Source organism: Streptomyces flavalbus, assembly GCF_042674625.1.
Taxonomy (GTDB): Bacteria; Actinomycetota; Actinomycetes; order Streptomycetales; family Streptomycetaceae; genus Streptomyces; species Streptomyces flavalbus.
This window is the reverse complement of sequence record NZ_JBHTEB010000006.1, coordinates 1-3,408: the sequence shown is the minus strand read 5'-3', so window position 1 is coordinate 3,408 and position 3,408 is coordinate 1. Positions and strand designations below refer to the sequence as shown.

Sequence of the window (3,408 nt, the reverse complement as noted above, 5' to 3'; positions counted from 1 at the left end):
CACTGGTCCACAGTCATCCCGGTGGGCTGCCCTGGCTGAGCGAGGCTGACCGGCGGCTGCAGATAAAAAGCGCACTGCCCTGGTGGCTGGTCTGCCGGGGTGACATTCACAAATTCCGCTGTGTGCCACATCTGACAGGACGGCGCTTTGAGCACGGGGTGACGGACTGTTACACGCTGTTCCGGGATGCATACCATCTGGCGGGGACTGATATGCCGGATTTTGAGCGTGAGGATGACTGGTGGCGCAACGGTCAGAACCTGTACCTGGACAATATGGCGGTCACCGGCTTTTACCGGGTGCCCCTGTCCTCTGCACAGGCGGGCGATATTCTGCTGTGCTGCTTTGGTGCTTCGGTACCGAACCATGCCGCCATTTACTGCGGCAACGGTGAGCTGCTTCACCATCTGCCTGAACAACTGAGTAAACGGGAGAGGTATTCCGAAAAATGGCAACGACGAACGCATTCTGTCTGGCGTCACCGCCACTGGCACGCATCTGCCTTCACGGGGATTTGCAACGATTTGGCCGCCGCCTCAGCCTGTATGTGAACACGGCAGCGGAAGCCATCCGGGCGCTGTCGTTACAGATGCCGGGCTTTCGCCGTCAGATGAACGAAGGCTGGTACCAGATACGTATTGCCGGTGATGACACGGCACCGGAGGCGGTGTACGCCCGTCTTCACGAACAGCTGGGTGAGGGAACGGTCATCCACATTGTGCCGCGACTGGCCGGGGCCGGAAAGGGTGGACTGCAGATTGTGCTGGGGGCGGCAGCCATCGTGGGCTCTTTCTTCACTGCCGGGGCATCGATGGCGTTATGGGGTTCAGCCCTGGCAGCCGGTGGTTTTTCTGCCACCACGATGCCGTTTTCACTGGGTGCCAGCATGATACTGGGCGGTGTGGCCCAGATGCTGGCCCCGAAGGCAAAAACACCGGATTACCGCGCAACGGATAACGGCAGACAGAACACGTACTTTTCCTCGCTGGATAACATGATTGCCCAGGGGAACCCGATGCCGGTGCCTTACGGGGAAATGCTGGTTGGCTCCCGCCGTATATCCCAGGACATCAGCACCCGTGATGAAGGCGGGGGCGGAAAGGTCGTGGTTATCGGGCGGCAGGGGTAAAAAGAATAAAAAAATCCCGCAGTGATCGCGGAGCTGCGGGACAGAGCAAACGAAGATTAAGTGTAAGGAGTTATTTTTGTATCACGGAAAAAAACATTAACGCAGAGAAATTATAGCGCCACAGTCAGTGTGTGAAAATGTGAAGATATTCAGAATTTTTATGCCATTACCGGTTTTAACCAACAGGATTATCGGTGGGCATGAAAGAAAACCCCGGTATCTGCTGATACCGGGTTTCTTGCATGGCAGAAATGTGTTTCATGCTTTTCGGGCGAAGGATATCCGACTTCTGTACGGAATGGCAAGTGGCGGTTAATTTATTCAGGGGAAGGCTGTATGGGAAAAGGTGGCGGCAAGGCACACACGCCTCGTGAGGCGAAGGATAATCTCAAATCCACGCAGATGATGAGCGTGATTGATGCGATTGGTGAGGGACCGATTGAAGGTCCGGTGAAGGGACTGCAGAGTATTCTGGTGAACAAAACCCCACTGACGGACACGGACGGCAATCCCGTGATACACGGTGTGACGGCGGTCTGGCGTGCCGGGGAGCAGGAGCAGACACCACCGGAAGGCTTTGAGTCCTCCGGAGCTGAAACCGGACTGGGCGTGGAAGTGACGAAGGCAAAACCGGTGACGCGCACCATTACGTCCGCGAACATTGACCGCCTGCGGGTTACCTTCGGGGTGCAGTCACTGGTGGAGACCACCTCAAAGGGTGACCGTAACCCGGCATCCGTCCGCCTGCTGATTCAGTTACAGCGTAACGGTAACTGGGTGACAGAAAAGGACGTCACCATTAACGGCAAGACCACCTCGCAGTTCCTGGCCTCGGTGATTCTGGATAATCTGCCGCCCCGGCCCTTTAACATCCGGATGGTCAGGGAGACGGCGGACAGCACCACGGACCAGCTGCAGAATAAGACGCTGTGGTCGTCATACACCGAAATCATCGATGTGAAACAGTGCTACCCGAACACGGCCATTGTGGGGCTGCAGGTGGATGCGGAGCAGTTCGGCGGCCAGCAGATGACGGTGAACTACCATATCCGCGGTCGCATCATCCAGGTGCCGTCAAACTATGACCCGGAAAAACGCACGTACAGTGGTATCTGGGACGGCAGTCTGAAACCGGCATACAGCAACAACCCGGCCTGGTGTCTGTGGGACATGCTGACTCACCCGCGCTACGGCATGGGAAAACGTCTGGGGGCGGCGGATGTGGACAAGTGGGCGCTGTATGCCATCGGGCAGTACTGCGACCAGACGGTCCCGGATGGTTTCGGGGGCACAGAGCCGCGGATGACCTTTAATGCGTACCTGGCACAACAGCGTAAGGCGTGGGACGTTCTCAGTGATTTCTGCTCTGCGATGCGCTGTATGCCGGTATGGAACGGCCAGACGCTGACGTTCGTTCAGGACCGCCCGTCGGATGTGGTGTGGCCGTACACCAACAGCGATGTGGTGGTGGATGATAACGGCGTGGGGTTTCGCTACAGCTTCAGCGCCCTGAAGGACCGCCACACGGCGGTGGAGGTGAATTACACCGACCCGCAGAACGGCTGGCAGACCTCCACGGAACTGGTGGAAGACCCGGAAGCCATACTGCGCTACGGACGCAACCTGCTGAAGATGGACGCGTTCGGCTGTACCAGCCGCGGTCAGGCCCACCGTGCCGGGCTGTGGGTGATAAAGACCGGACTGCTGGAAACGCAGACGGTGGATTTCACGCTCGGGTCTCAGGGGCTGCGTCACACACCCGGTGACATTATTGAAATCTGTGATAACGACTATGCCGGGACCATGACCGGCGGACGTGTCCTGTCCATTGATGCTGCCAGCCGCACCCTGACACTGGACCGTGAGGTGACCCTGCCGGAGACAGGTGCCGCCACGGTGAACCTGATTAACGGCAGCGGTAAGCCGGTGAGCGTGGCCATCACTGCACACCCCGCGCCGGACCGGATACAGGTCAGCACCCTGCCTGATGGTGTGGAGACATACGGTGTGTGGGGACTCTCCCTGCCGTCACTGCGCCGTCGCCTGTTCCGCTGTGTCTCCATCCGGGAAAACACGGACGGCACCTTTGCCATCACGGCGGTGCAGCACGTACCGGAAAAAGAAGCCATCGTGGATAACGGTGCCCGCTTTGAGCCGCAGTCAGGTTCCCTGAACAGCGTCATCCCACCGGCAGTGCAGCACCTGACGGTGGAGGTGAGCGCAGCTGACGGCCAGTATCTGGCGCAGGCGAAATGGGACACGCCGCGGGTGGTGAAGGG

At 58.6% G+C, this 3,408-nt stretch carries 3 protein-coding genes; all 3 read left to right on the top strand.

Annotated elements, in window-relative coordinates; all coding sequences use genetic code 11:
* Nucleotides 1-551: NlpC/P60 family protein (locus ACFQZ6_RS35510; protein ID WP_381619150.1), on the top strand; the 551-nt coding region annotated here is incomplete at its 5' end.
* A complete protein-coding gene (locus tag ACFQZ6_RS35505; RefSeq protein WP_381619148.1) occupies nucleotides 548-1,129 on the top strand; it encodes a tail assembly protein in 582 nt (193 codons plus the stop codon). The genes ACFQZ6_RS35510 and ACFQZ6_RS35505, both read left to right, overlap by 4 nt.
* A 336-nt stretch (nucleotides 1,130-1,465) precedes the next feature.
* On the top strand, nucleotides 1,466-3,408 hold a 1,943-nt coding region (locus tag ACFQZ6_RS35500), incomplete at its 3' end, for a host specificity protein J (protein WP_381619146.1).